The organism is Chitinophaga jiangningensis (assembly GCF_900142605.1).
In the GTDB taxonomy this organism is placed as follows: Bacteria; Bacteroidota; Bacteroidia; order Chitinophagales; family Chitinophagaceae; genus Chitinophaga; species Chitinophaga jiangningensis.
Window position 1 is genome coordinate 248,126 of sequence record NZ_FRBL01000005.1, and the last position, 22,986, is coordinate 271,111.

21 protein-coding genes are annotated in these 22,986 nt (G+C 46.6%); 7 read left to right on the forward strand and 14 right to left on the reverse strand.

Annotation, left to right across the window (positions count from 1 at the left end):
- Window positions 1-13 precede the first annotated feature (13 nt).
- Window positions 14-751, forward strand: coding sequence for a DNA repair protein RecO (gene recO, locus BUB18_RS13915; RefSeq protein WP_073081916.1), 738 nt, complete (start codon window positions 14-16; stop codon window positions 749-751).
- Here the strand turns inward: recO and BUB18_RS13920 are convergent.
- The 4 genes from BUB18_RS13920 to rsfS all read right to left on the reverse strand — a co-directional run bounded on the left by BUB18_RS13920 (window position 728) and on the right by rsfS (window position 4,687).
- The gene (locus BUB18_RS13920) at window positions 728-1,534 is read right to left on the reverse strand and encodes a UDP-2,3-diacylglucosamine diphosphatase (protein WP_073081918.1); all 807 of its coding nucleotides are present in this window, start codon (window positions 1,532-1,534) and stop codon (window positions 728-730) included. The two genes, recO and BUB18_RS13920, sit on opposite strands and share 24 nt — an antisense overlap.
- Before the next feature lies 1 nt (window position 1,535).
- Window positions 1,536-2,045, reverse strand: a complete 510-nt coding sequence (locus BUB18_RS13925) for a LutC/YkgG family protein (protein ID WP_245805667.1) — start codon at window positions 2,043-2,045, stop codon at window positions 1,536-1,538.
- Window positions 2,046-2,179: 134 nt separating this feature from the next.
- Window positions 2,180-4,210 carry an ATP-dependent zinc metalloprotease FtsH gene (gene ftsH / locus BUB18_RS13930; protein WP_073081923.1) on the reverse strand — a complete coding sequence of 677 codons (2,031 nt, stop codon included), beginning with the start codon at window positions 4,208-4,210 and terminating at the stop codon, window positions 2,180-2,182.
- A gap of 75 nt (window positions 4,211-4,285) precedes the next feature.
- Entirely contained in the window at window positions 4,286-4,687 is a 402-nt protein-coding gene (gene rsfS, locus BUB18_RS13935) for a ribosome silencing factor (protein ID WP_073081926.1), read from the reverse strand.
- Window positions 4,688-4,847: 160 nt separating this feature from the next.
- On the opposite strand from rsfS, the gene BUB18_RS13940 reads away from it, so the two are divergent.
- The 3 genes from BUB18_RS13940 (at window position 4,848) to BUB18_RS13950 (ending at window position 7,886) form a co-directional block, all read left to right on the forward strand.
- Window positions 4,848-5,588: a biotin--[acetyl-CoA-carboxylase] ligase gene (locus tag BUB18_RS13940; RefSeq protein ID WP_073082749.1), complete on the forward strand. Its 741-nt coding sequence runs from the start codon at window positions 4,848-4,850 to the stop codon at window positions 5,586-5,588.
- A gap of 272 nt (window positions 5,589-5,860) precedes the next feature.
- On the forward strand, window positions 5,861-6,799 hold the full coding sequence (locus BUB18_RS13945; protein WP_083549973.1) for an AraC family transcriptional regulator: 939 nt from the start codon (window positions 5,861-5,863) through the stop codon (window positions 6,797-6,799).
- A gap of 88 nt (window positions 6,800-6,887) precedes the next feature.
- Window positions 6,888-7,886: an aldo/keto reductase gene (locus BUB18_RS13950; RefSeq protein ID WP_073081932.1), complete on the forward strand. Its 999-nt coding sequence runs from the start codon at window positions 6,888-6,890 to the stop codon at window positions 7,884-7,886.
- A gap of 57 nt (window positions 7,887-7,943) precedes the next feature.
- On the opposite strand, the gene BUB18_RS13955 is transcribed toward BUB18_RS13950, so the two are convergent.
- The 4 genes from BUB18_RS13955 to BUB18_RS13970 all read right to left on the reverse strand — a co-directional run bounded on the left by BUB18_RS13955 (window position 7,944) and on the right by BUB18_RS13970 (window position 10,558).
- Window positions 7,944-8,279, reverse strand: a complete 336-nt coding sequence (locus BUB18_RS13955) for a translation initiation factor (protein WP_073081935.1) — start codon at window positions 8,277-8,279, stop codon at window positions 7,944-7,946.
- Between the two features lie 19 nt (window positions 8,280-8,298).
- On the reverse strand, window positions 8,299-9,177 hold the full coding sequence (locus tag BUB18_RS13960; RefSeq protein WP_073081938.1) for a diacylglycerol/lipid kinase family protein: 879 nt from the start codon (window positions 9,175-9,177) through the stop codon (window positions 8,299-8,301).
- A gap of 9 nt (window positions 9,178-9,186) precedes the next feature.
- Window positions 9,187-10,038 (reverse strand): carboxylating nicotinate-nucleotide diphosphorylase, encoded by an 852-nt coding sequence (gene nadC / locus BUB18_RS13965; RefSeq protein ID WP_073081941.1) that lies wholly within the window; start codon window positions 10,036-10,038, stop codon window positions 9,187-9,189.
- 109 nt (window positions 10,039-10,147) lie between these two features.
- Entirely contained in the window at window positions 10,148-10,558 is a 411-nt protein-coding gene (locus BUB18_RS13970; RefSeq protein WP_083549979.1) for a DUF4783 domain-containing protein, read from the reverse strand.
- Between the two features lie 351 nt (window positions 10,559-10,909).
- On the opposite strand from BUB18_RS13970, the gene gpmI reads away from it, so the two are divergent.
- The 3 genes from gpmI (at window position 10,910) to uvrC (ending at window position 15,157) form a co-directional block, all read left to right on the forward strand.
- Window positions 10,910-12,433, forward strand: coding sequence for a 2,3-bisphosphoglycerate-independent phosphoglycerate mutase (gpmI, locus tag BUB18_RS13975; protein ID WP_073081943.1), 1,524 nt, complete (start codon window positions 10,910-10,912; stop codon window positions 12,431-12,433).
- 301 nt (window positions 12,434-12,734) lie between these two features.
- On the forward strand, window positions 12,735-13,319 hold the full coding sequence (locus tag BUB18_RS13980; protein ID WP_073081946.1) for a hypothetical protein: 585 nt from the start codon (window positions 12,735-12,737) through the stop codon (window positions 13,317-13,319).
- A gap of 2 nt (window positions 13,320-13,321) precedes the next feature.
- Window positions 13,322-15,157 (forward strand): excinuclease ABC subunit UvrC, encoded by a 1,836-nt coding sequence (gene uvrC / locus BUB18_RS13985; protein WP_073081949.1) that lies wholly within the window; start codon window positions 13,322-13,324, stop codon window positions 15,155-15,157.
- Here uvrC and BUB18_RS13990 read toward each other — a convergent pair.
- The 6 genes from BUB18_RS13990 to BUB18_RS14015 form a co-directional block, all read right to left on the reverse strand.
- A complete protein-coding gene (locus BUB18_RS13990; protein WP_073081951.1) occupies window positions 15,132-15,713 on the reverse strand; it encodes a DinB family protein in 582 nt (193 codons plus the stop codon). The two genes, uvrC and BUB18_RS13990, sit on opposite strands and share 26 nt — an antisense overlap.
- Window positions 15,714-15,804: 91 nt before the next feature.
- A complete protein-coding gene (gene porN / locus BUB18_RS13995; RefSeq protein ID WP_083549982.1) occupies window positions 15,805-16,833 on the reverse strand; it encodes a type IX secretion system ring subunit PorN/GldN in 1,029 nt (342 codons plus the stop codon).
- Between the two features lie 22 nt (window positions 16,834-16,855).
- Window positions 16,856-18,397 carry a type IX secretion system motor protein PorM/GldM gene (gene porM, locus BUB18_RS14000; RefSeq protein WP_073081954.1) on the reverse strand — a complete coding sequence of 514 codons (1,542 nt, stop codon included), beginning with the start codon at window positions 18,395-18,397 and terminating at the stop codon, window positions 16,856-16,858.
- Between the two features lie 53 nt (window positions 18,398-18,450).
- Window positions 18,451-19,197 (reverse strand): type IX secretion system motor protein PorL/GldL, encoded by a 747-nt coding sequence (porL, locus tag BUB18_RS14005; protein ID WP_073081957.1) that lies wholly within the window; start codon window positions 19,195-19,197, stop codon window positions 18,451-18,453.
- Window positions 19,198-19,331: 134 nt separating this feature from the next.
- Window positions 19,332-20,618, reverse strand: a complete 1,287-nt coding sequence (gene porK, locus BUB18_RS14010) for a T9SS ring complex lipoprotein PorK/GldK (protein ID WP_245805668.1) — start codon at window positions 20,616-20,618, stop codon at window positions 19,332-19,334.
- 270 nt (window positions 20,619-20,888) lie between these two features.
- Window positions 20,889-22,934: a thioredoxin domain-containing protein gene (locus tag BUB18_RS14015; RefSeq protein WP_073081960.1), complete on the reverse strand. Its 2,046-nt coding sequence runs from the start codon at window positions 22,932-22,934 to the stop codon at window positions 20,889-20,891.
- Window positions 22,935-22,986: the final 52 nt, after the last annotated feature.

The window sequence follows — 22,986 nt, forward strand, 5'->3', positions numbered from 1 at the left end:
GCAGGCTGATTATATGTTACACAAGACAAGAGGGATAGTACTAAGAACCGTCAAATACGGCGACACGAGCATGATTGTAAGCATTTTTACAGAACTGTTCGGTATGCAGTCCTATATTGTCAACGGGGTACGCTCCAGCAAGCCCAAAGCTGCCCGTGGCAATCTGTTTCAGCCAGGTAATATCCTCGATCTGGTAGTTTATCATCAGGAGATAAAAAACCTGCAAAGGATAGCCGAATTTAAGCTGGCATATATCTTCAACTCGCTGCACTTCAACATCGTCAAGAACACCGTAGCGTTGTATATGATCGAGCTGTTGCAGAAAACACTGAAACAGCCGGAGCAGCACCTGGAATTGTATTATTTCGTGGAAAATGCCTTCCAGGTACTGGACCAGTCCGATTTGCCCGTGGTGGCCAACCTGCCGCTGTTTTTCACTTTAAAAGTAGGGGAGTACCTGGGTTTCCGCATTAACGGCCGCTTTTCAGAATACACGCCATACCTGGACCTCCAGGAGGGCCATTATACGGATCTTCCGCCGCACCACATTCACCACCTGGACCCGGACGCCAGTCAGTTTACGGACGCACTTTACCAGTGCACAGCTACGGAAGAACTGGCAGGTATTGTGATGAACAAAGAAAGAAGAAGGAAACTATTGTATGCCTACCTGGAGTTTTTCAGGTTACACTTACCGGATTTTGTGGAGATGCAGTCGCCTCCTATACTACACGATATCCTTGACGCCTGATTTTGCAGCTTTTTCACCGGCGGCGGTATAGTACTGCAGCGTAGTTTGCTGTCCGTCGAAAACGGCAAACGAAGTATAGTTCAGCCAGTCGCCCAGGTTAATATAGCGGCTGTTTTCACCCACTTTGATATCCAGCGGCAGGTGCCGGTGTCCGAAGATGAAATAATCGAAATGTTCCTTTTGCAGTATTTCTTTACTGTAGATCGCCAGCCACTCATTTTCTTCGCCCAGGAATTTCTCTAAATCCTGACCTACAGCGGCTCTGCTCTTACGACTGAAGTAATTGGCCATCCCTATCCCAATGGCGGGATGTAAAGCCGAAAACAGCCATCTGCACACGGGGTTACGGAAAACTTTCTTGAGGAATTTATACCCGTGATCACCCGGCCCGAGACCGTCGCCATGGCCGATATAAAAGCGTTTTCCAGCGATGGTATAGGTTTGGGGTTCATAGTACACGGGAATGTCCAACTCTTCTTCAAAATAGCCATTCATCCACATGTCGTGGTTACCGATAAAAACGGAGATACCGATACCCTTATCGCGAAGAGCAGCGAGTTTACCAAGAATACGGATATATCCTTTAGGAATTACGTGTTTGTATTCAAACCAGAAATCGAAGATATCGCCGACGAGGAAGATGTGTTCGGCGTCTTTTTCAGCTTCTTCCAGCCATTTGATGATGAGCTTTTCACGCTCTCTGCTGGTGTTGGCATCAGGCACTCCCAGGTGAAAATCTGAGGCGAAATATATTTTTCTGCCTGCGGGCAAATTGATCTCCATGCTATTCGTCTACTAAAAATACGTATACTTCTTTTGGTCCGTGAATACCTACTACCAGTGTTTTCTCGATATCTGCTGTTCTGCTGGGCCCTGTTGCAAAGGAAATGGCAGAAGGCAGGTCGTTACCGTATTTATCCTTGAGTTTATGCAGGGCATCTTTCAGGTCAAATACCAGCTGGTGTGTGTAGGCAATCATGATATGCACGGGCGCGTATACAGGCAGGGCTCTGCCACTTGGCTGCGCTGCGCTGAGCACTACGGTTCCGGTGCGTGCTACCAGGTACTCTACGTCAGTAATAGCAGCATCTGCATCGTGCATGTTACCCTGGTTGAGGCAGGGCAGTTCGTCGGTATGCAGGTGCTTAAGCAGGGAAGGGGTCTGGCAATGTACATTATGCCATTCCTTGTTGTCGCAGAGTGCGCGTAAATTTTCGATCAGCTCAGTTTTACCTGCGCAAAAAACAAATTTACCCTGCAGGCGGGTAAACTCTTCAGCGAATCTGATCTCCATTCCTTCGCTCTCGGTCTTAAAGACAGCAGTGTTGCCCTCCGAGTTAGGGAAGGGCAACTGTACTGACTGACTTAAAGCATTTCGTACTCGCTTCAGAATATTTTCCTTGGCAGGAGAAACCTTCATATGACTAATTACGCATTTGCAGGTGATGGTGATGGATTGATGATATCAGATGGATGTACTCCGTCTGTAGTTAATCCTTCTTTACTGGCAAGATGTTCTCTGTTTATATCGAACGGACGTTTACCGATCAGTCTTTCCAGGTCGGCCTGGTAAAGCACTTCGCTTTTCAGCAGTTCGGTAGCGAGGATTTTCACCTGTTCCAGTCTTTCTGTAAGCAGGTTTTTAGTTCTGATATAAGCGCTGTCGATGAGTTTTCTTACTTCTTCATCGATGAGTTTAGCAGTTTCTTCGGAGTAAGGTTTCGTAAATGCCTGATCGTTGTTTGGATCATAGAAGGATACGTTACCTACTTTATCGTTCATACCGTAAACGGTCACCATGGCGTAGGCCATGCGGGTGATTACTTGCAGGTCGTTTTGTGCGCCGGTGGAGATTTTACCGAATACGATTTCTTCTACTGCGCGGCCGCCGAGGGTCATGCAGATATCATCCATCAGTTGTTCGGTGTTATACAGGTATTGTTCTTTAGGGAGATATTGTGCATATCCGAGAGCGGCTACGCCTCGTGGCACAATGGTTACTTTTACCAGCGGGTTGGCATGTTCAAGGTACCATCCACAGATGGCGTGACCAGCTTCGTGGTAGGCAATCACCTCTTTTTCTTCCGGAGAGATGATTTTGTTTTTCTTCTCCAGCCCACCGATTACACGGTCAACCGCATCGTTGAAGTCGTCCATTTCCACTTCTGTTTTCCCTTTACGGGCAGCGATGAGGGCGGCTTCGTTACATACGTTGGCGATATCGGCACCGGCGAAACCAGGCGTCATGGAAGCCAGTTTTTTGATGTCCAGGTTTGGAGATGTTTTGATTGGCTTCAGGTGTACCTGGAAGATTTGTTCTCTTCCGGCCAGGTCAGGCTTATCGATGGAGATCTGGCGGTCGAAACGGCCTGGGCGCAGCAGGGCGCTGTCCAGTACATCCGGGCGGTTGGTAGCCGCCAGGATGATAATGCCGCTGTCGGTTCCGAAACCATCCATTTCTACGAGCAGCTGGTTGAGGGTGTTTTCACGCTCATCATTGCTCATCATTACGTTTTTACCTCTGGCACGACCGATCGCATCAATTTCATCGATAAAGATGATACATGGTGCTTTTTCACGGGCCTGTTTAAACAGGTCACGCACACGGCTGGCACCTACCCCTACGAACAGTTCTACGAAGTCGGAACCGGACATAGAGAAGAAAGGCACCTGTGCTTCACCGGCCATTGCTTTAGCGAGGAGGGTTTTACCCGTACCCGGAGGGCCTACCAGCAATGCACCTTTAGGGATCTTACCACCCAGTGAAGTATATTTTTTAGGATTCTTAAGGAAATCCACGATTTCCATTACTTCTACTTTGGCTTCATCGAGGCCGGCCACATCGTTGAAGGTGATGTTTACGCGGGTGCCTTTGTCGAACAGGGTAGCCTTAGATTTACCGATGTTGAAGATACCACCCGGGCCGCCACTGCCGCCGCCGCCTGGGCCGCCAACTTTGCGCATCAGCAGTACCCACAAACCGATGATCAACAGAATAGGCAACAGGAGCTGGAATACAGGCTCGAACCAGCTGGTTCGTTCGTCGTATTTGATTTTGACCTGATTTTCAGGTGCAACGCCCTCCTGGGCTTTATCCATATCTTTTTTGAAGCTCTCTTCGCTACCAATGGTAAAACGGTAGTGAGGGCCAGGGTTATCACCACCCAAACGGCTCTTATTAACGTCTTTGAATTGAGGATCTTTCAGTTTGTCTTTCTTTATGTAGACTTCTACATACTTCTTGTTTACTACAACCAGCTGTTCTACGTCACCAGGTTTCAGGTAGTTAACCTGGAATTCCTGGAAGCTGATTTCTTTAGGATGAGAGCCGAAATCGAGTAAGTTCATGGCAAGCAGGGCTATACCAATAAAGGCATACACCCAGTATATCGTAAACTTAGGTCCTTTCTTAGGCGATTTGTCTGACCCTCTGTTGAAGTTATTGCCTCCTTTTTCCATAATCTTTCGCTCCTTAACGGATGTTTATTGCTATCAGAATTATAATTATATTAATACGAAATCGACTGATTTTGTTTAGTCATTGTGCTCCATCCTCTCGGCGTCGCTCCACATTTCTTCCAGATTATAGAAAGCTCTTGTTTCAGGCTGAAAAACATGCACCACCACATTCACATAGTCAACCAATATCCATTGCTGGGCGGTAAAGCCTTCATGCTTGTAAGGCGCTTCCCCCAGCTTCTTTTCTACTTCGTCAGCCACGAAGTCGGCGATTGCCCGAACCTGTGTATTGGAGTTTCCTTCACATATGATAAAGAAATCGGCCACTGCTTCAGGAATCTGGCGCAGATCCAGGGAAACGATATTTTCCCCCTTCTTCTCCTGTATGGCCTTTATGATGGTGGTAAAAATTTCACTTTCTCTGGTTAAGCGCGTCTGCGCTTTTTTCCTCGTGCTCAGAACGGTTAAGGGTGCCAATAAATCACGTTTTTGTTAAAAATAATCTTTAATTGTCAAAGTTACTAAACAAGCCTTAATATCAGCCTGATAAAAATACGTTCAGGGCCTCCTATTATGTTAAGAAAACAATAAAATGAACTACTTTGCCGGCCTTTGTACAGACTTAAAAAGGATTCAAGTGATAGGACACCCGTTTTATATCCTGGAAAAAACAGACAGCACCAATAACTATGCCATGGCACAGGTCAATTCCGGGGAGGTGACATCCGGATCAGCCTGGTTTACAGGGTACCAGACTGCGGGCAAAGGAACCAGAGGTAAAAAATGGCTGGCAGAACCCGGAGATGTGAGTGCTTTATCCGTTGCCCTGCAACCTGCTGCCTTGCCCCTTTCCCGGCAGTTTTTACTCAGTGCCGTAGCGGCCCTGGCAACCTATGACCTCTTCAGCACATACGCCGGCGACGAAACTACTATTAAATGGCCCAATGATATTTACTGGCGTGACAGAAAGGCAGTCGGCATTCTCATCGAAAACGTCATTCGGGGTACTATCTGGCAATATGCCATCATAGGCATCGGTGTAAACCTCAACCAGGCTAAATTCCCGGAGGAACTCAAACACGCCGTGTCCCTTCGCCAGATCACCGGCAAAACCTGGGAAGGCCCCGCTTTTGCAAAGGAACTATGCGCCTGCCTGGATAAAAGGATTAAACAGCTGGAAGCAGGCAACTACGCCGCTATTATGGAGGAATATAAAAGCCGGCTTTTCCGCATCAACATCCCTGCCAGCTACCGTAAGGATGGTGTGGCATTTACAGGCACCATAACCGATATACTTGAAACCGGTGTACTGGTGATGGAGATAGATAACGTTCGTCACGAATTTTCTTTCGGTGAGATAGAATTTATTCTCTCCTGAATAACAAAAAATATAAATGAAAAAGGACGCTGAACAGCGTCCTTTTTTGTATTTGGTTGAATGAGTTATCTTGTTCTATCAATAACAAGATTTTGGTTGATAAAGGCGTTAACAAATTGTGAATTCTTTTGAATATTATCAAAAATAAAAATGCAATGAAGTTGCATTTTTATGAAAACACCAGTAAAATCAGGCGTTCCCGCCAATCTTAATTTTTCACCCGCATTCTCCCTGATTGTTTTTTTAACAAGAAGTTAGCGTAAATTTGAAGTATGTCATCAAAAAGAATAACCCGCTCCAATGAAATCCGGACATTAAAAATGACCGATATACAGGACAACCTCTCCCTTTATCAGCACTTCGACGTACAACCCAAAGTACCTGTTAACGGTACCTTTGCAGCGTATTCCCGACAGGAGCATCCGGTAAAGGAAGAGATAGGAGCATCGCGGCGTGACTACTACAAGATATCACTGGTTACCGCGGGTGAAGGCATCTTCACTATGGACGGTGTGCGCCATGAAGTGAAAGGACCTACCATCATTTTCATTAACCCGCATACCGTTAAAACCTGGACTGCTACTACGAAAGAACAGGATGGCTACTATTGTTTATTTACGGAAGAACTGTTTTACAAACAACCACAGGAACTATTAACGTATCCATTACTCCAGGCCGGCAGCCAGTCAATTTACCCAATAACTAATGAACAGGCGGGCTACCTGAGCTCCATCTTCCGTCAACTCGCAAGAGAGTTTCAGGAAAATGCAGCTTTTAAACAGGAAGCCATTCTGATCTACATAAAATTACTTTTACTGGAAGGCAGAAGAATTGCGATGGAAACAGCGGCACCGGAACGTGCGCAAACCGCCGCCCAGCAACTGGCCTACCGGTTTACGGACAAACTGGAAAAACAGTTTCCAATTGAGCATCCCACCCAGCAGATCGGTATTAAAACCGCCAAAGAATTTGCTGCGGCATTAAATACACATCCCAACCACCTGAACGCCTGCGTAAAAACAGCTACCGGCCGCACGATCAGCGAACATATCCGTCAGCGCATCCTGCTGGAAGCAAAGCTGCTCCTGATGCATAGCGACTGGCAAATCGCTGAAATAGCCTGGTGCCTTGGCTTTGAAGATCCCGGCAACTTCACCCACTTCTTCAGAAATCATAGCCAGCAATCCCCCCAGGCATTTCGCCAGCACTAACCTTTGAAATTCACAATTTTTACTTTGAAGGCTACAATCCATATCTCTGTACCTGCAACTAAATTTGCATTCATAAAACCTCAAGATTATGCAGTACAGAAAATTAGGAAAAACAGAAGCCTCCGTATCGGCTATCGGACTGGGTTGCATGGGAATGTCATTTGCTTACGGCAATCCACAGGACATTGCCGACAATGAACAGGAATCACTGGCTACACTGGAACTCGCACTGGAATTAGGTGTTAACTTCCTCGACACCGCCGACATGTACGGCCAGGGCGCCAACGAAATATTACTTTCAAAAATCCTCGCCTCTAAAAGAGATAAAGTATTTCTTGCTACAAAATTTGGTTTCCGTTTTAAAGAGGATAATTCCTATTACTTCGACGGATCCCCTAAATACGTGAAACAAGCCTGTGAAGCCAGTTTGAAGAGACTGGGCACAGATGTGATCGACTTATATTATGCACACCGCATCGATGATCAGGTACCGGTGGAAGACATGGTGGGCGCCATGGCGGAACTGGTAAAAGAAGGAAAAGTACGCTACCTCGGACTTTCAGAAGCGAGTGCCGCTTCTGTCCGCAAGGCTTATGCTGTACACCCAATTGCGGCGCTGCAAACTGAATATTCTCTCTTCACCAGAGATGTGGAAGGCGACATCCTGAACACCACCCGGGAACTGGGCGTTTCCCTGGTAGCATACAGTCCGCTCGGCCGCGGTATGAGTACGGGCACTCTTACCAGCGCGAGCCAACTGGATGCCAGCGATTTCAGAAGAATTCTGCCTCGCTTCCAGGATGGCAATTTCGAACAGAACCTGCAAACAGTAGAAGCGCTGGGCGCTTACGCAAAAAACAAAGGCATCACAACAGCACAGCTCTCGCTGGCTTGGCTGCTGGCACAGGGTGATGATATCATCCCTATCCCAGGCACCAAACGCAGAAAGTATCTGCAAGAGAACGCTGCCGCTGCTGATGTGAAGTTAGATGCACAGGATCTGGCATCCATTGATGAAATCCTGAAAAACAACCAGGTAGCCGGCGACCGGTATTCGGAAGGCGGTATGAAACTGGCAAACAGATAAGGTTTAGTTAAAAAAGCAAATACGAAAAAGGGGCTGATGTTTATCAGCCCCTTCTGTTTATTTAGTTTTTTTATAACCCCAGTCCTGCAACCATTTCAGTACTTTTTCCCGGTAATCTCCCTGAATCAGGATGATCCCGTCTTTCACGCTGCCACCGGTACCGCATTTGGTTTTCAGCTCTTTTCCCAGTTTCTCCAGGTCTTCCTCTTTTCCTACAAATCCATCCACAATGGTTACCACTTTGCCTGCACGCTGTTTGGTATCGAGTTTAACTTTCAGCAGCTGATTGGCAGGGGCCAGGGTTTCCTGTTCTTCCTGCGGCTCAGGCTCCAGTGAGAAGTTAGGATCTGTTGAGTATACTATACCACTATTGTTTGCTTTCTTTTTAGACATCTTCCCAACAATTTAAAAGTTATGAATTTACCACTACCCGGATCGCTTTTTCCTGTACCCGCAACATTACTTCATTGCCGGTGAAAGGCACTGCGTCACCGTCTACCTGCAGGAACTCCAGGCTGTTGCCGGTGATGGTAATTGTTTTTCCTGTATAATGTTTAAGATAACGTGTTTTATCAATATTTCCTTTCAGGGAATATAAACTAACCGGAATAAGTTCCAGGAATTTTACCGGTGGCATGATGCATATGTCGAGCATACCGTCGAAAACGCTTGCGCCGGGAGCCAGTTTAAATTCGTAGCCAAATTGGTTGCCGTTGGCCACGGTGAGCAGGAATGCTTTTTCTTCCAGCTGCTTACCATCGATATTGATCGTATAGGCTTCGGGGCTATAGCTGTTAAAGCGTTGTATCACCAGTTTGGCGTAGCCATACAGGCCTCGTTTGGTGGTATGCCTGAATTCCTCGGCCACCAGGGCATCGAAGCCTACGCCGGCGTTGCTGAGGAAAAGGTGTTCATTGGCAAAGCCTACGTCCATGGTTTTTTGCTTGTTAGCAACAATCAGCTGCAGGGCTTTATTTACGTCCAGTGGAATTTTAAGTGCTCTGGCAAGGCCGTTGCCACTGCCCAGGGGAATGATGGCAAGGGCGGTATCCGTACCTACGAGGCCTTGTGCAATTTCATTGATAGAACCGTCGCCACCAACGGCTACCACAGTATGAACGCCGTTTTTCACCGCTTCGGCTGCCAGATCTTTACCATGGCCAAGATATGCCAGGTGAGTAATTTCCACGCTGTATTCAGTGGCAGGGAAGTACCTGCTGATGGCGCCATCCAGTCGCTTCTGCCTGTCGGTGCCGGCTTTCCGGTTGATGATAAATAGAATCTTTTTCAAAATAGCGGTTTATAGGATAATAGCTTTCAGGCTGAGGTCCAGGCTCACAGCGTGGTGAATGATAGCGCCAACGGAGATGAAATCCACCCCGGTTTTTGCATATGCTTCGATGGTATCGAGGTTAATGCCACCGGAGGCTTCTGTTTCTACCCTGCCATTGATCAGCTTCATAGCTTCAACAATCTGATCGGGCGTAAAGTTATCAAGCATGATGCGATCTACATGGCCTACGGCAAGCGCTTCCCTTACATCTTCCAGGTTACGGGTTTCCACCTCAATTTTCAGGGGGAGATTACGTTCCTTCAGGTAGGCCACTGTTTTGGTAACCGCAGCGGTGATCCCCCCGGAAAAATCGATGTGATTATCCTTCAGCATGATCATGTCGTACAGTCCCATCCGGTGGTTTACACCACCGCCTATGCGCACGGCTTCTTTTTCCAGCATACGGAAGTTAGGCGTGGTTTTGCGGGTATCAAGTATGCGTGTATGATAGCCTTTAAGCTTTTCAGTGTATTGGTGGGTGAGGGTGGCAATACCGCTCATGCGCTGCATGCAGTTGAGCACAAGGCGTTCGCCCATCAGGAGAGTATGTACGGCTGCATTCACTTCAAAGGCCACTTCACCGGCTTTCATGGCGTCACCGTCTTTTTTAAACGGGGTGAATACGGTGAACATATCCAGCCATTTGAAAATGGCTTCAGCCACCTCCATACCTGCCAGTATACCGTCTTCCTTGATTTTGAGCCTGGCGTTCCCTTTCGTATCAGCAGGGATGCTCGCCAGGGTGGAGTGATCGCCTGTTCCTATATCTTCCGCCAATGCACTTCTGATAAATGCATTGAGCGCTGCTTGGTCTAACATACGCGTTTATTTTAGTTGCTTCTTGCCCGCAAGTTGCGCAAAAATAAAAAGTGCCCCGCAATTAAATGCGGAGCACCGGGGTTTTTCAACTAATTTATGTGTTGTACATCTATTTATTCTCGAAACGGAGCTCATTGAGCACCATGGTATTACCTTTCTTCTGTAAAAAGAAGGAAAGGCGGTAATTACCACCGGAGGTAGTCAGGTTACCAATGCCGAAGCGGCTACCGTCGCCACCCTGGTGTACCAGCTCGAAGCCTTTTACCGAGTTTTTGGAAAAGAAATCTTTCAAAATTATCTCAGCCTGAGCTTTGCTGTAAGAATTGGATTTTCCCGTCATGTTAATCTCTACGTTAGAATCCATATACCGGGACAAGCCATTCACATCTCCCTGTTTGATAGCTCCTACAACATCTTCAAAAGGCCCTGCTACTGAAACTTCATACGAGCTTGCCGACAGCGTAAATGCTGAAATAACTCCTCCCAACAATATCCCCAGCACAATCAAAAGCTTTTTCATTGTCAGTTATTTAATTAAAAATGTGATTTTTCTAACTCAAATTAGAAGCGAAAACTATGCCAAAGGCCCTGTTAGTCAACAAAATCCCACCATCGTGGTAGCACTTAAAGGCATAGCCATCACGTCTTTTTTATATTTATTTTTTAAAACATATAAAAAGATACAAAACCTTCGGTTTTGCCAGTGTTCGCTTGGTGCCTCGCGCCGAACTGTTTTAGCTCCCGACCCTGCAAATGACATCCTCTATCCGCCATGAAAATACTAACAGCTCCGAAATTTCGAAAGTATTTCAATCCATTATGAGTATTTTCACCCCTCGGGAACAAATTTAAAAATAACCTTAACTAGGATATGGAAAAGAAAAGAGCCATTCTCGTCATCATGGATGGATGGGGCGAAGGTAAAGTACCTTCAGCAGATGCCATTGCAAACGCTAAGACACCATTTGTAAGTAGTTTATATAACAAATACCCGCACAGTAACCTGATCACCTGTGGCGAAGACGTTGGTTTACCGGAAGGGCAGATGGGTAACTCCGAAGTAGGCCATCTCAACATCGGTGCCGGCCGTATCGTATACCAGGAACTCCAACGCATCAACGTAGCAGCCCGCGACGGTGAGCTCGCGAAAAACCAGGTGCTGCTCGATACCCTGGCACATGCTAAAAACAATAACAAAGCGTTACACCTCATCGGCCTCGTGAGCGACGGTGGTGTACACTCTCATATCAGCCACCTCAAAGCACTGACAGACATTGCCAAAGCTAACGGTGTTGAAAAAGTATTTATACACGCCTTTACCGATGGCAGGGACACGGATCCTAAAAGCGGCTTAGGCTACCTGGAAGACCTCAGCGCTCACCTGAAAATTTCCGTGGGCCAGATCGCCAGTGTTACCGGTCGCTACTACGCTATGGACCGCGACAAGCGCTGGGAACGTGTGCAACTCGCCTACGATGCACTGGTAAACGGTACCGGTACACCTACCCAGGACGTAATCACCGCCGTGAAAGCATCTTACGCAGAAGGAGTAACCGACGAATTTATCAAGCCTATCATCGCCACCAATGCGGATGGTCAGCCACTGGCAACCATCCGGGAAGGCGACGCTGTGCTTTGCTTCAACTTCCGCACTGACCGCTGCCGCGAAATTACCGAGGTGCTCACCCAGAAAGAGTTTCCTGAATTCGGTATGAAGCCGCTCAGTTTGTACTATACCACCATGACCGAATACGACAAAACCTTTAAAAATGTACATGTTATCTTCGAAAACGATAACCTGAACATGACCCTCGGTGAAGTAGTATTCAACAACGGTCTGAAACAGATTCGTATAGCCGAAACCGAAAAATACCCACACGTTTCCTTCTTCTTCTCCGGCGGCCGGGAAAAAGAATTCGACGGCGAACGCAGACTGATGGTGCCTTCTCCCAAAGTAGCCACCTACGACCTGAAACCGGAAATGAGCGCCAACGAAATCACCGATATGATCGTGCCGGAGCTGGAAAGCAAATCGGCCGACTTCATCGCACTGAACTTCGCCAACGCTGACATGGTGGGCCACACCGGCGTGTTCGAAGCTGCCGTGAAAGCGGTAGAAACCGTTGACCACTGTGTAGAACGCGTTGTGACCGCAGCACTCGCCAGCGATTACGTAGTGTTCCTCACTGCCGACCATGGTAACGCTGACTATATGATCAACTCGGACGGTACACCTAATACCGCTCATACCTTAAACCTGGTACCGTTCTTCATCATCAGCAAGGACTTCCAGGGCAAGGTAAAAGATGGTAAACTGGGTGATATCGCCCCTACAATTCTGCATTTCATGGGATTGCCTGTTCCCGCTGAAATGACCGGAAATTTATTGGTGTAATATTTTAGCTTTTTTCACATAATCTGAAGGTTGTCGCATACATTTGTGACAACCTTTCTTTATTCCAAAACCCCGGTACTGGCCAACTTTACAAGGTACTAGATAAATAAATGATCCTTTTTTCTGATGCCCTGTAACTTTTGCTCATTCACTGACGTTTAACATCTACCAAACTGATTATAATGCAGTCTACATGACTGATATTCATATTTTTAGTGCTCTCGACAGATTTGCTCATGCATCGATGCGCCGTTTTTACGGCGCATTTTTTATGCCCCCTGATAAGTATTAATTTTGCAGTATGAGGAACCACCCGGCATTTTATTTACTGGCATCTCTGCTGGCTTTTACCGCCTGCAGCAACATTACTCAAAAGCCCGTTACAGGGCAACCCGATAAATACATAGATCTTCCCGGCTACTTTAAATCAGAAGAAAAGCTGCTGGTGCAGTCAGGCAGCACCATGGAAAAAAGAGTACTGCTGAATGGGCAATCTACGGAAGCGACTTTCGACAGTAAGGACTCCAATGCAGTACAGCACCTCCTGAAACCATTTCTGGATATCGATCTGAATAAACCCTCCCTGCGTGATGCATACGACACTACCAGCCTGACGGATCCTTTTTCAGGCCGCAAGTCTGTCATCTACAAATCAAAAGGAGAACAAACGAGCCCGGAAGAAATTACAATGGAACTGGATAAAAATGGTACCATTCAACAGGTAACCGTACAGTCCTACACGTCCAACATGGTTTATGAATACCGGCAACATTTGATTTACCAGCGCGGGAAATCCATTCTCATTAATACGTATCAGAAAATTGCCTTTCTTTCACCGAAAGAATTGGAAATATCAGTAAAAGCGGCAGGCAAAAATCAGCTATAATCATGACGGGAGCAGAATTTCAAAGCATTTCACACACGATACCGGTACAGGCAGGTATTTACAAATACTACGATGAGCAGGGCACTTTATTGTATGTGGGAAAGGCCAAAAGCCTCCGCAAAAGAGTCAGCTCCTACTTTGTAAAAAATCACGATAATTATAAAACGAGGAAACTCGTTGAACATATCCATCACATTGAGTTTACGATTGTTGACTCAGAGCAGGATGCGTTTCTGCTGGAAAACTCGCTCATCAAGCAGTTCCAGCCCAAATACAATATCAATCTTAAGGATGATAAAACTTATCCCTATATCGTCATCAAACACGAGCCTTACCCGCGGGTATTTCTTACCAGGAACGTGGTAAAGGACGGGAGTGAGTACCTGGGGCCATTTACGTCAGTAGGCCGGGTACGTGAGCTGCTGGAGATCATCAAATACAATATTCCTCTGCGCACCTGCAATCTGAACCTATCGGAGCAGAATATACGAAAAGGCAAATTCAAGGTATGCCTGGAATATCACCTGGGCAACTGCAAAGGCCCCTGCGAAGGCCTGCAAACGGAAGAAGATTACCGGGAAAACCTTTCCCAGGTAAAAAACATCCTGAAAGGAAACCTGGCGCCTGTGATGAATCTTTTTAAGGAAGAGATGATGCATTTCGCTACTAACATGGAGTTCGAAAAGGCAGAAATCATGCGCAAGAAAATTGAGAGTTTGCGTGCGTACTCTGCCAAGTCCACCATTGTGAATACCCGCCTGGGGAATATGGATGTTTTCAGCATTATCAGTGAAGGCAACCATGCCTACGTCAACTACCTGCGGATCCTGAATGGGACCATTGCAGATACAAAAACCGTTACACTGGAAAAGCAACTGGAAGAAACAGAGGAAGAGGTGCTGGTATATGCCATAGCTTACCTGCGGGATGTGTTTAAAAGTGTTAACAGGGAGATAGTAGTGCCGATTCCGGTAGAGTATCCCGAGCATGAAGTAACGCTGACGGTACCAAAGAGCGGAGATAAGAAGAAGCTGCTGGAACTCTCCGAGAAAAATGTTAACTATTTCAAAGAGGAACTATACCGCAAAAAGATCCTGCACCTGGAAGGCAAGAGTGATATGGAGAGAAAGCAGGTGCTGTACCAGCTGCAGGCCGACCTTGAATTGCCGGTGCTGCCATTGCATATTGAGTGTTTCGATAACTCCAACTTCCAGGGGGCTTACCCGGTATCCGCCTGCGTGGTGTTTAAAGACGGGGTGGCCTCTAAAAAAGATTACCGGCATTTCAATATTAAAACCGTTCAGGGTATCAACGACTTCGCTTCCATGACGGAAGTGGTACATCGCCGTTATAGCCGCTTGCTGGCGGAAGGAGAACCATTACCGCAGCTGGTGATCATTGATGGTGGTAAGGGACAGTTAGGTGCCGCTATGGACAGTATTCGTGCACTCAACCTGATAGGCAGCATGACGGTGGTGGGCCTGGCGAAAAACGAGGAAGAAATCTTTTTCCCTGGCGATTCGGAAAGTATCAAGTTACCGTTTAACAGTGAAAGTCTGAAGCTGATACGCCACATCCGCGATGAGGTACACCGTTTCGGTATCACCTTCCACAGAAATAAACGCTCAAAAGGCACCTTTAAAAACGAATTGGAGGGCATAAAGGGCATAGGGCAAACCACTGCCACCCAATTGCTGAAAACCTTCCGTTCGGTGAATAAGATTAAGCAGCTTACTTTGGATGACCTGGTGAAAGAGGTTGGCAATGCGAAAGCCAAAATCATCTGGGATTATTTCCATCCGGAGGAAGGCACTACGAATGTGTCGCTGCCGCAATAGCCCTTTCTGCCTGGCGCAGGTGGCGCTGCATGTGTGCGATGAGGAAGGCAAAGGTATCGCCGGCGGACATACGAATAAAGGAAGAAAGGGAGGTAGGGACTTTTACTTTTTCAAGATTGATACGGGTAGCCGCTACCAGCAGACTTTCCATTTCAATTTGTTGTTCAATAAATTCTTTCAATACTTTATCGGCAGAAAGCCGGGGAGTGGGTTGATGATCTTTGGGGGCCTGCATTTTTGATTTAGGCTTACCGCTGGCATCCGGTAACATAAGCCGGGTAAACCAGCCACCTACCAGGCCGCTGCGGAAGGCCGCATCTGCCCTTGTTCCTTTAATCACTGCCTGTTCTATAGCTTTTCCCAATGCTGGAAGATAGAAACGGCCATAGGAGTTGAGATGTTCGAGGCATTGGATGGCGCTCCAGCTGTCTGGCTGCGGCTGTTGCAGAAGGGTAGCATCTGTTTGTCCGCCGAAGTAAGTTTCAGCGAGGGCACGGGCTGTGGTGACCTGATTTTTAAGTTGTTGCAGGAATTGCTGGGAATTAACGGGGGCCATCTGCTACAATATTTTCAACAAAGCTATAAAAGAAAAGGCAATCAGTTTAAACTGATTGCCTTTTCTTTTATGATCAGGTCAGATGTAGCGATTAATATTGCCAGAGATCCTGTTCTTTGTTGAAGATGCGGTCTTTGATGGCCTGACCTTCGAGGAGGCGCATTACACCATCTTTGATGTAATCTTTGATTTCGCGGTTATAAGTGTTGTTTTCCTTCACTACATAACTGCCGAAGAAGCGCATTTCGAAGAGGTCTTCCCAGCTGATGGTAGATGCGTCGTTGTTTTGGTTATACACGTCGTATTTAGCCAGTACCGGGCGCATATCAGGGTAGTAAACCCAGAACAGTGGTATGGAGGCACGTACGGAGCCGTCTTCATTCATACGGGACATCAGTGGTGCGATACCGAGTATACGAACTTTCAGCTGTGAGGCTTCTTTATCGAATACCCATACTTCTTTGATCTTGTATTGCTTGATGGTGTTTGGATCGAAATCGTCGCGGGTAGACACCAGTTTTTCCTCACCGGTAATAGGATCGATGGAACGCACCTGTCTTTCTTCACCGGAGATTTTCTTTTCGATCTCTTCGTACGGCATCAGGGTAGTAAAGCGATCGTCGATTGGGTTGAAGGCTTCTACTTCCTTGTTTTTAATTGCGTTGAGCAGGATACTGATAAACAGTTGATTGGTACCTGCTTCATCCTCTACATTGTATTGGAATGGCAGATTGATTTTTTCCCTCACATCAATGATTTGCCAAACGCGTTTTTCCCAGAAGCGGTCATCTTCGCGGATATAGTCGTACACGATAGGTACGCGTTCTCTCGCGAGGTTACGTTCTACCACGCCGTCGATACGCAGCGACTTGCGCGGAGTATCCACTGGGGCGGCGGCAGCTGTTGGAGCAGCGCCTGCAGGGGGAGGAGGGGGTGTAGCAACAGCATTACCAGTTGCCGGGTTCACCACCGGTGCGTTGGGATCTTGTTGAGGGGGGGCAGCCTGGGTTGCAGTTCTGCGGCGGGTAGTACCACCGCGGCGCTGCGCTTCAGCTGCTGTTGCCAGCATTACCAGCAACATTGTGCACCAACCAATTCTGTTAAAGATTACTGCTCGCATATTTCAGCAATTAATAAATCCGTTAGTTTAATTTATACATGGTAGAAGGCATGGTACGAACAACGCCGTCCGGTCCTTTTACTTTTACGTTATCGATGTGAACGATATCTCCTGGTCGCAGTGAACGGATAGAAGCGGCGAGGTTAGCAGGGAAGTAAGGAGATGAAGCATCACCTTCCTGGTATTCTTTACCTCTTGACTCGATACCTACACGGAAACCAACTACATCGTATTTAACACCTTCGAATTCAAAATCTTCGAGTACTGCGCGTACACCGAGCTGGATTCTGAATTCAGCCGCTTTTACGCTACCACCTTTATAGGTACCTACCTGGAGGGTAGGATCTGGTACACGTTTTACGCGGAATTCTTTCTGGCCCAGGGAGCGGGTTTTACCGTCGATGTTAGCAACAACGTTGATAACAGCTTTACCTGGAGAAGAAACGTTTACTACATAAGTACCTGCTGATTTTTTGGTGATGCTACCGCTACCGGAGAGGGAAGCAGAAACACTTTCAGCTGGTACACCAGCAGCGGAGATAGAAATCGGGTTCTGTACACCGATGTACAGTACGTTCATTTTATCTGCAGAGATGGAAGTGCTGGAAGCACCTACATTATAAGTTTCGGTAAAAGGGAAGGACTGTGGTTCGCCGCCGTTAGGGCTAGGCAGGGTAACAGTACCTGAGATAGATTTTTCGCCGATTCCGCTTGCTGTTGCTCTGAAGGTACCCAAACCTTCATGTGCTTCAATTGTCTGACCGTTTACAGTGATAGAAGGGTTAACAGTAGAGCTGTATGCACCTACTGCGATGCTTGCTACCAGTTCCTGTCCATCCATCAGATTTTTGGAGTTCAGGGAAATGAAAGGTCTGATTTTATCGAATTTGAAGTCGTCAGCGCTGATCTGATCAAACAGGTTATCGATTACAGCTGCTTCAGAGTTTTTAATATCATTCTGGAATTTGCTCAGGATGGTTACAGCTGCGATAGTTGGTACCATGTTGAAGTGATAGGTTGTCCAGGTTTTTTTGCTGTCCCCATGACCGCTGCTGGATTTACCAACTTCAATTTTGAGCGGCAGTGATTTTTCAAAAGCGGCTTTATCTTTTGGCGTAACGTAGCTAAGGAGCTGATTGCGGAGCGCCACCAATTTGGCTTCCAGCTCAGGGCCCTTTTTGTTGTTTTCCATTACGCGGGTAGGAGCATCGAGATCGCTCATACCTTTGATTTCACCATGTTCATCTAAACCACCGGCTTCAGTGATGATAGTTTTCTTTAAGCCTTCGATATAATCAAAAGCTTCTTTAGCTGCTGCTTTAGCCAGATCTGCTTTCTGTTTGAAAGGACCTGTTTTGGCAGCATCTTTCTCCATTTGTTTCACGAACTGATCATAAACAACCTGGTTTTTCTCAGTAATGGAACCGTTGGAGGTATTGATAGAGTTATTAACGATAGTAAATGCGTTCAATATTTCAGCAGACACGTTCAACGCCAGCATGGCCGTCAAGACCAGGTACATGATGTTGATCATCTTCTGCCGGGGATCTTTAGGTAGTGCCATAGTTTGTTTTCAGAATTTAAGAATGATGTTGATTCGAAACTAATAGCATTTCCTTATCTCGCTCCGTGCATAGCACTCAGCATGTTACCGTAAACGGTGTTGAGGTTGCTGAGGTTTTTAGCAAGCAGCGTGATTTGTTCCTGGGCTTTCTTAGCATCTTCGATGCTGTTGCTCATAGCAGCTGAAGTATTCTGCAGGTTGCTGTAGAATTTGTTCATTGCTTTGAGGTGGTTGTTAGTATCCTGCATTTCCAGTTCGTAGATAGCGTTGAGGGAAGCCAGGTTTTTGGTCATACCCTGCATCTGAACATGGAAATCTTTAGTTGATTCAGAAGCACTGTTGAAAGAAGAAACAGCAGAAGCAGCCTGTGTGTATGCATTTGCTACGTTACCGATAGCAGCTGCAGCTTCACGGGTTTTAGCAGTGTAGTCGCCGGTTGCAGCTACCACATCGCTGATGTCTCTCATTTTGTCAACGGTAGTACCCAGTTTCTGGAAGTTTTCGCTCAGGCGTTGCAGGTTCGCAGGCGTGATGTCCGCTTCCTGGAGCATTTTGTCGAGGCCGGCAACAGCAGGGCTGCCAGCAACTACTACAGCGCCACCTTCTGCGTGACCACCACTGGTGTCTGGTACGAATGCGTATACAAAGAAGATCAGGGCCTCTACGCTAAGACCAACGATCAGCGCGATATCAGCTCCGCGCCAGTGCTGTAATTTAAAAAGTGCACCTATAATAACAATAGAGGCTGCAATACATACGAAAAAGTTCAGCCAGCTAGCTTTCTTAGGATTCATAGCCATAGGTTAAAATTTAATCTGGTTAAAGTGTTTTGTGTTAAATTTCTGTATGGAATAGTTAATACTCAACGATTTGCGAAAAATGTACATCATAACTAAAAGGCTTTTCTTGTTTTAATAATACGAGCCATTTTACCTTAGTGACGTCCTTTGCTTCTGCGGCTCAGGGCAATGGTGCATCTAAAACCTACGTAAGACTTAGCACTGTCCTGATACTCATAAGTCCTGGTACCAGTCTGAAGGAAATAGCCGATATCTTTCCAGGAGCCCCCTCTGATAGCCTTACGTTTCATTTTCAACGGGGCATCATCCGGAACGTCCATTCTTAAATACGGGTTCATATCAGAGGTAAAGGAATAAGCATTTTCATAGAAGATATCCGCAGTCCATTCTGCTACGTTACCTGCCATGCAATACAGGCCGTAATCATTAGGCCAGTAGGCATCTGCACGAACGGTGTAGAATCCACCATCTTCCGGATAGTTACCGCGGCCAGGTTTAAAGTTAGCCAGCAGACATCCTTTTTTGTTGCGGATATAGTAACCACCCCAAGGGTATGGGGTTTGTTCTCTACCACCGCGGGCGGCGTATTCCCACTGCGCTTCAGAAGGCAGCTGGAATTTATCTTCTGTGAATAATTTCTTTGAGGTACGATAGTCTTCCCAGAACTTACTTCTCCATTCGCAGAAAGCAGTTGCCTGGTGCCAGTTTACGCCTACTACCGGATAGTTGTCAAACGCCGGGTGCCAGAAGTACATACGTGTCATCGGCTCGTTGTAGGCATATGAGAAGTCCCTGATCCAGCACAAAGTGTCCGGATAAATAGGTACGTCTTTTTTCACGATGAACTGGGAACGTGGCTTACCAGCATTTTCTCTCAGTTTGGCTTTATCCCAGTTAAAAGTTTCCTGATGGTAGATCAGTTTTCCAACATCAATATCCTTGCGGCCATATAAACGATCTGCTTCAGAATAGATCATGGCGTCAAGTTTTTCATTGATACCCTTATCCTTCCAGTCGATCTTCTGCTTCCAGTCAATCACATCCTGACCATCATCCTGCTTGACGTGTCCCAGGAGGATGTGCGCAATGGAATCACGAACCCAATTCACAAACTGGCGATATTCGTTATTCGTGATTTCCGTAGCATCCATGTAGAAGCCGGAAATGGAAATAGACTTGTTACGGGCTGTAAACGCATAGTTTACATCCTCGTCACTAGGTCCCATGTGGAATGTTCCTGGTTGTACGTAAACCATTCCATAGGGTACAGGGGGATAATACTTTGGCCTTGGACTAACGCCAATCAGTTGCCCTTGCGCATTTTTGGGGGTTTTACTACCACCACAGCTGGCAAGCAGGGAAACCAGCAAAATTGCCAACAGACCTCTTAAATAGTTAAGCTTCATAAGGGTAGCTTTCATCAGAATATGTTTTTCTATTAACCAGCCAGGTGTTTTTGCCAGTAAACAAGGGAACACTTTTTCTCATATTGTCACCCGCTGCGTTTATATGAAAGATAGCAAATGTAATAATTAATTTTAATCCGTAGTTACTTTTTATCCAACTTTTTCAATTCTACACACAGCGACCCGGTAACTAATTTAAACGTATTTTTTAACATTTTATTATATCCATATAATAACATTTTTCAATTTATATGCATCCCTTACAGCATGCAAGTTACATAATAATTATATTAAATTAATAATTTCGCTTATATAAAAAACGGGCTTAATGCAATGGTAATCTTTGCATAAGTAGACCAATGTTTCATTTTCCTTATATCGATCCATCAACAATGGTATTTCCTCATTATTTTTTTCTGCTCCCAATAAAACCCGATAGGGGATAAACCAGTTACCTGCTTCAGATAACCTGGCCCTGTAGTCTTGCCCAACTACCGCAATTTCGGCTGTTCCTTGTACAAACTGTAATAACTGAGACGCCCATACGCCAAATGAGGTGGGGTATCTTACCGCGGTTTGTGACAGTCCGGACACCGCGCCTATGGCCTTGTCAGCCATGCTTTTATCTCCGAAAACAACAGAAAGGGCCCAAAGGTTCTGCGCCATTATCGCATTGCCGCTCGGTGTAGCTCCGTCGTATACTTCCTTCTTCCTGACTATAACGTCTTTTTGGTCGTCTATCGTATAATAAAAATATTGTCCACTTTCATCGGAAAAATGCCCTATTACAAAGGTAGCAAGGTCCCGGGCCGTATAAAGATGACCCTGGTCACCAGTTATCTCCGACAAGGCAATCAACGCCCTGATCAGGTAAGCATAGTCGTCCAGAAATGCCGGATACTTCGCTTTTGCGTCCTTCCAGGTATGATAGAACGCATAACCTCCCTCTTTTATGCGGAACTCCTGCAAACAAAATTGCATATTCCGTATAGCCGCTTCCCGGTATGCCTCCACCCCAAGGGCTGCATAGGCCCGGCAATAAGCATGTACCATCAGCGCATTCCATCCCAGCAACACCTTATCATCCAGCCCCGGCCTTACCCTCCGGGCCCTTACGGCCATCAGCTTTTCCCGGCAACCCTGCAACATCGCACCCAGCACTTCCGCATCATAGCCCTTTTCCGCTGCAAACTGCACCAGCGGCTGCTGCACCCACAGGATGTTCGTTTCCTCCCAGTTGCCATGCTCACTCACGTCATAATACTCACAAAAAAGGCCTGCCTGCTCCCCTAAAATCTGAGCGATCTCCGCTTTACTCCAGGTATAAAATTTTCCCTCTACTCCTTCAGAATCAGCATCCAGAGCCGAGTAAAACCCTCCCTGCGGCGCTGTCATCTCCCGGGAAATAAAATCCAGTGTATCCTTTATCGTTTGCGCATATACGTCATTTTTTGTGAGCTGGTAGGCATCGCATAATACATCGATCAGCAATGCATTGTCGTACAACATTTTCTCAAAATGCGGTGCCAGCCACTTTTCATCCACGGAATAACGGGCAAACCCGCCACCCAGGTGATCGTATATCCCGCCCTGTAGCATTTTATCCAACGATAATAACGCCTGCTCCAATGACTCCGGATGCTTATAAAAGTGATGATACCTAAGCAGATAACCAATGGTGAAAGTCTGCGGAAACTTAGGTGCACGACCAAAACCACCCCATACCTTATCTCCCTGCCGTAGCATATTCTCACAAATAGTATCCGCCTGTTCCTTGGTAAACAGTTCGTCCACCGGCACCTTCAGGTTAAGACCCGCCTGAATTCCAAACTGGCTGGCCTGTTCCAGGTGCTGCGTCAATGTAGTCGCCTGCTGCTCAATCTCATCGCGCTTATTCACAAAAGCATCCGATAAAGAAAAGAGTACATCCTTCCAGGAAGGCCTGTTATAGGCATTTACCGGCGGGTAATAGGTACCGCCATAGAAAGGTTTTTTGTCAGGGGTCAGAAACACGTTGAGCGGCCAGCCGCCGGCTCCGGTCATCGCCTGTACGGCATCCATGTAAATATGATCCAGATCCGGCCGCTCTTCGCGGTCGATCTTAATATTAATGAAATGCTCATTCATGATACGAGCCGTTTCCTCATCTTCGAAACTCTCGCGCTCCATCACATGGCACCAGTGACAGGCAGCATATCCAATGCTCACCAGGATGGGTTTATCCTCCTTCACCGCCCTTTCGAGCGCTTCCTCCCCCCATGGATACCACTCAACAGGGTTATGTGCATGTTGCAGCAAATAAGGGCTGGTTTCGCCTATCAACTTATTCATGGAATCCGGTTAGATTTAGATTGGATCTGACAGTTAGTTAGTGTAACGTGGT